General features: G+C 45.9%; 5 protein-coding genes and 1 pseudogene. All 6 read right to left on the minus strand.

Annotated elements, in window-relative coordinates; all coding sequences use genetic code 11:
- Positions 1-902, minus strand: a 902-nt coding sequence (locus tag V6C93_RS18190) for an AAA family ATPase (protein ID WP_333478086.1), incomplete at its 3' end; no start/stop codon positions are given.
- Positions 903-989: 87 nt separating this feature from the next.
- The gene (locus V6C93_RS18195) at positions 990-1,373 is read right to left on the minus strand and encodes a hypothetical protein (protein ID WP_333478087.1); all 384 of its coding nucleotides are present in this window, start codon (positions 1,371-1,373) and stop codon (positions 990-992) included.
- 15 nt (positions 1,374-1,388) lie between these two features.
- The gene (locus tag V6C93_RS18200; RefSeq protein ID WP_333478088.1) at positions 1,389-2,855 is read right to left on the minus strand and encodes a hypothetical protein; all 1,467 of its coding nucleotides are present in this window, start codon (positions 2,853-2,855) and stop codon (positions 1,389-1,391) included.
- A 16-nt stretch (positions 2,856-2,871) separates the two neighbouring features.
- On the minus strand, positions 2,872-3,186 hold the full coding sequence (locus V6C93_RS18205) for a hypothetical protein (protein WP_333478089.1): 315 nt from the start codon (positions 3,184-3,186) through the stop codon (positions 2,872-2,874).
- A gap of 13 nt (positions 3,187-3,199) precedes the next feature.
- The gene (locus V6C93_RS18210) at positions 3,200-4,921 is read right to left on the minus strand and encodes a type IV secretory system conjugative DNA transfer family protein (RefSeq protein ID WP_349262757.1); all 1,722 of its coding nucleotides are present in this window, start codon (positions 4,919-4,921) and stop codon (positions 3,200-3,202) included.
- 233 nt (positions 4,922-5,154) lie between these two features.
- Positions 5,155-5,384: pseudogene (locus tag V6C93_RS18215) on the minus strand (hypothetical protein); the annotation flags it as partial.

The raw sequence follows: 5,384 nt of genomic DNA on the forward strand, positions 1-5,384 counted from the left end.
TTAACAGTTTTTCCTAGTAGAATCTTCCATTCTTGTTGCGTTAGCGGACTATCCCCATCTTTGTAGCGCTCATCAAACCGTGAAGCGTGCAACTGAAGAATTTGCTTGCGTTCAATTGCTGTTGGAAATCCCACATAAAAAATTTCGTCAAAACGCCCAACGCGAGTTAGTTCTGGAGGGAGAGATTTAAGACGGTTTAATGTGGCAATGACAAACGTTGCTGACTGCTTTTCCTGTAACCAAGTCAGCAATACCCCCAGCAACGCCCTAGAATTAACATCCTCTCCCCTATCATTTGAAGCCGTAAACAACTTATCGAACTCGTCAAAATACACCACTGCTGGAGCACAAGCTTCTACTCGATCGATTAAACGCTTTAGATAGGCAGCCCCCCTATTACTAATTGCCCCAACATCCACATTAATTAGCGGAAAGCCTAACTCACGAGCGCTCACCTTCGCTGCCAATGTTTTTCCTGTCCCCGGTGGTCCTACAAGCAACCATCCTTTGGGCAGGGGGATATTGTGTTCTCTCGCCTCTTGAGAATAATCGGATTTCACCTCCAATAGCGCTGCTTTCAGTCGCTCCAACCCTCCGAAGTCGGGGACAACAGGCTTACTGATAAACTCTAAGCCGTCACGCCGTAACAGCTCAACTTTGTAGTCCAGCAAAGACTGCTTTAAGAAAACATCATTACCTTGGTTTCGATTTAAAGCCAAGCGCAATCCAATCTTGATTTCTTCAAGACTTAAACCAGATGCCGCTACAGGTAAGGTTTGGATGTCAATGCTGTCTAAATCAGGTAGAGAAGATAAAGAAAGTAAAAATTCCCTCATAAACTCGCTAATCTCTCTTAACCCTGGAAGTGGCTTCCACACTTCAGGGATTAACCCAGCAAGCATTGGAGGTAGGCTCACCTCCTCTGTACCCAGAAGAAGTAAATACTTTGGTACAGAGCTAGACTTAAATTCCTCAAAAATGTTGACCAGTTAAGAATTAATTTGTGCAGCTCGTTCGCGGGATACATTATCAGCCGTTGCAGGAATACTGCATAGCGACTGTAAGTTCTCTACTACAAACACACCTTCGTGTGAACAACAAGCAAGAAAATCAAGAACACTTAGACAGTCATAACTGGGTAGGTTAAACTCGTCACACACAGAGTTTGACTGAAAGCAACAAGTGCCATCTAAGTGTGTGACTTGCTTGAACGTTCTCTGCCCCAAATTCCACAGATAAACCGGAAGATTTAGCGACGTGGCAAAATTACTTTCAATCCATGAAAGTGTGGACATACGCTCAATTAGTTGTGTTTGGATGGAAACCACTGGCGACCAAGAATCAACTAACGATTTAAGTTCTTGCAACTTCATTGCCTTACTTCTCACTTAATTCCTTTCCCAAGCAAGCTGTTGAGTTCTCTGAGTCGGAACTGCTCTGTTATGCTGAATGGCAGAATTCAACGTGGGTAACATCTGCTCGAAATGGGCTAAATCGCGATCGCTCATTCTTACCCGCAATTGACCTCCAGCCTGAACCAATAGCGGCCCCCGACCATCTTTTGCATCAATCCTCACCCGACCATCTGGGGTTGCCAACCACCGATAAGAGAACTTTCCATCCACCTGTACTTTTGAACCAGCACTCCTGGCATATTGACTTAATGCCTCAGTAACAGCCCTCACCCGCTTGAGGTAATCGGTTTCTTGAACTCCCGCAGGCGCTAAGGCACCACTGAGCGCCTCACCCCTAACTTGAGAAAGCTGGAGATGCCTGATATCCCGGTAGTGCGAAGCTTGCAATCTCACCGTGCCGCGCTCTACACACACTCCCAAGAGTGGAGAAGACTGAAACTGCATTAAAGTTATCCCTGATTTATCCGTGAGCGTGTAAGAACGCCCCTCTCGCACGATTGTGTAGTCATCCGCCTGATAAATTCGCCCCCCATTCGGGACTTGAGAATGGAACAAAGTCTTCAAAGATTGAGCAGCAGAATGTTCGCGCCGTAGGTTTGAAAGTGATGTCATAGACTGAGTAACGAAAGCGCGAGTACGCTGCCACCAACTTGTCTGGGTGGGTTTTGTCAGCCGCTGTTGAATCAGATTCTCAAGAGCCTGTGCCAACGCTTGTTGTTGCCCCTGAGACTGAGTTTGAAGCTGCTGAATCTGTTGTTGTTGTCGTTGCAATTGAGTGCGTGTCTCATGCAAGTCCAGGGTGAGCATCTGCTTGAGAGGGCTGTCTGGTAATTGGTCAACCGATGACCTCACCCGCTCCACTCCTCCCTCTGTTAGCTCTGGAGTTTGCCCTAGCTTTCGTCTTGATGGTTTATGGGAAGCTACGTGTCTCAAGGAGGAGTCAAGAGCAGAAGTGGTTGAGTCAGATGCTGGTAAAGAACTCTCCCCCTGCACCCCTTGCTCCTCTATCCTGGGAATATCTGCTACTCCTACATCTGCGTTTCTCCCTGTCTCCGCATCCCTACGTCCGCTCTCAGTAACCCGCTCTTTTTCTAACAATTCATTGATGATTACGTTGCCTGATTCATCAGTTTTTAGAACCACTTGCCCATCGACTTCAATTGTCTTGGAACAAGCCGAATCGACTACATTGCCTACACTGGTATGCCTTAATTCTTCAAGTTGCTCGATTAATTCAGGAGTTAACTCATTACGAAACGTTTCTCCAATTCGACCGTAAACAACTCTCTTGCCATCAGTTACTCGAATATCCCTAGATTTATTCTCTTCACTGGATTGAGAATTTAGATTGAGAAGCTCTTGCAACCACGCTTCAACCAAGCGCTGATAATGCGCTTGAAAAGTGGCAGCATCTCCTTGAGAAACAGCAAAGATTGACATGACACAAAAGCTCCCGTTACATGCAACTTTGCATCGCTTCAGATTGGACTATCAAACTCAAACGATTGACAACAATCTCATCATCCACAAACAACAGCGCCAATTGGTCATCCAAACACCAAGCGATGAACTCCGAGGGCTGCTCTAAAAGTCTCTGAGTCTCATACAACACCCCCCAAGCTTGTCCATACAACAAACCCTGTTGATCAAAAACCTCAATGACACAAGCCGAATAATCTGATGCTAGAGGTGGCGCATTGAAAGCAGATTGTACCCGACACGCCCAACTGGGATACTTAATCAAAACTTCCTGAACTCGCTCACTATACACAAGCACTACCCCCCTAGAAAACTTCCGCCAGTTCTTCGGCTGTAGGAGCCGAGATAGGCTCACTCGGTAGCGGGAACAACGCCTCAGCTAACGCTCTCCGCTCTTCAAATTGTTCGCGTCTCTCCTCATCCGTAACGCTATAGGAATTAGCCGCCACTAGCCTTGGTCTAATCGTGTCCCACTTCTTCTCTGACCAATTCATCTCATCAATGTCTTCTTTTGGGACTTTTACAGGTTGAATCAGAGGAACGTAAGCTTCGCTCTGACGAACGTAAGCTGGGTTAATGACTACAGCTTTTCCAGTTCCCAACTTGAGAAATTCGGCTGGTTCTAGGAGAAAGCGCTTCTGATGTTGCTCGTTGAAAGACTTACTTCCTCCGCCCTTACCTGTACTCCTAGATTTGGAGTGAAATTGAATTTCCTGCTCTCCTAAATAATCCGCAAACAACTTAGCACTGGTAGGGTCTTGAGGGTTGAAAATAAACTTACTTGCCGTTCCCCCTACAATCGCTTGAGCGAGTTCTTTGCCGTAAGCTTTCTCTAACTGGCTGATATTCTGGTATCCCAAAATTCCACAGAAACCATCTTCTCGGTTTTCATTCAACCAATTCACTAAGGCGGGTAAATACAAAGTAGGCAACTCATCAAGTGCCACTATCAATGGGTCTTGACGAGGCACCGTTCGTGATACATTTCGAGATACTATCATGTGTAAAATTGCTGCCAAGAGCGGTCCGACAATATCCCGGTTATTCCGGTCTAATCCGAAGATGATTAATTGCTTACCATCTAAATCCAGCGGCAGGGTTGTATTGCCACAAAATGCTCCTACAAAGTCTTTCTTGAGAAACCGTTGAAAAATCCTCTGAGCCGTACCAACAATACTGGCAACGGTTTTATCACTATCCTTTACGCTAATTAGCTGAGAAAGTGGTCGGGTTGTCCAAACTTTCAGCTTTCCCCTAGATGCTGCCTCTAATCGTTGGGGGAGTTGATCTAAACTTAAAATGGCTTGAGCCATCATCAAGTCACAATACTTGTCATCGCCAGTGAGGGTCTTGACGGCTTTGGTTACGAGTAGAATCCCCTCAATCAAACTATCCCCAGCTTCTTCAAAGAACTTATCCCCGCCGTTGTTGCCGCCGCCTCGGTCAAAGTTGCGGTTGATGACATTGGATAGCTGACCGGCTGCGATCGCATCCTCTTCATCCTTAATCAAATCCAGCGGGTTACACACTTCACTCTCAGGAAACCCAGGAGCAAACACGCGCACGGTATAGCCTCGCTTCAGGGCATAAGCAACTGCCCGCTTCGTCTGCGCTGGGTACTTGAAATCGTACAAGCACATAGGAAAACCCTGATCTAAGGCGGAACGAATCAGAGGGTCAATCACACTGAACGTTTTGCCAGAACCCGCTGCCCCAATTGCCGCAATTCCTCGTTGAGCATCTGGAACGTACAACGTGGGACTGCTACTAAAAACCTTGTCTAATTGCTTCTTCCAAGCTGGATTGGGTGGTGTTTTAATCAGCCCCTTACTGTGCCAGTCTGAATTTAAGCGATCGCGCATGACAAACGGAGTTCCTACGTAGAGTGCTACATTGTTGCGCGACACTTTAACCATCTGTTTTTTAGCTTTAGAGGCAGCCCGCGCCTTCTCCTTAGAGCCTCCCCAATAGCTAGTAGCTGTTTTGCCTTTTTTGGCACTGCCGGACATGGACTGAAAAACCAACATAGCGGCAAAGCAAGAAAGCAGGATTAAGCCAGAAGGAGACTTCAAGGAATTAATTAACTGATTGCCCGTAGAAGTTAAAGGACTCGTGTTAGCCAATGCGATTACTATTGGTTTTGAAGAAAGATTTGACATGACACACTAAGTTAAAATTGGCGCAAATACGTGAAGATGCGAAAAGAGTCTTCAGTAATTTATTCTGCGCTTTCAGTTTAGATAAGTCTGTCAATGAATTCCTACAAAATGGAAAAGGATTCATTGACCCTTTGGTATCGATTTCCCTGTTCGCAGTAAAGAAGTGACGACAACTGATTAGAATTGAGAAGTCGTTGATTGATTGCAAGACAAGGCTTGCTTCCTTGTGCAACATCCTTTAAGGCAATTAAAGGAATACCTTTTGGCAGGTCACGGTTGAGATAAAGACTCAAAACCAACTGATAACTCTCCCCTTGCTGTGCATAAACAA

Source organism: Allocoleopsis sp. (genome assembly GCF_036703385.1).
Lineage (GTDB): Bacteria > Cyanobacteriota > Cyanobacteriia > Cyanobacteriales > Coleofasciculaceae > Allocoleopsis.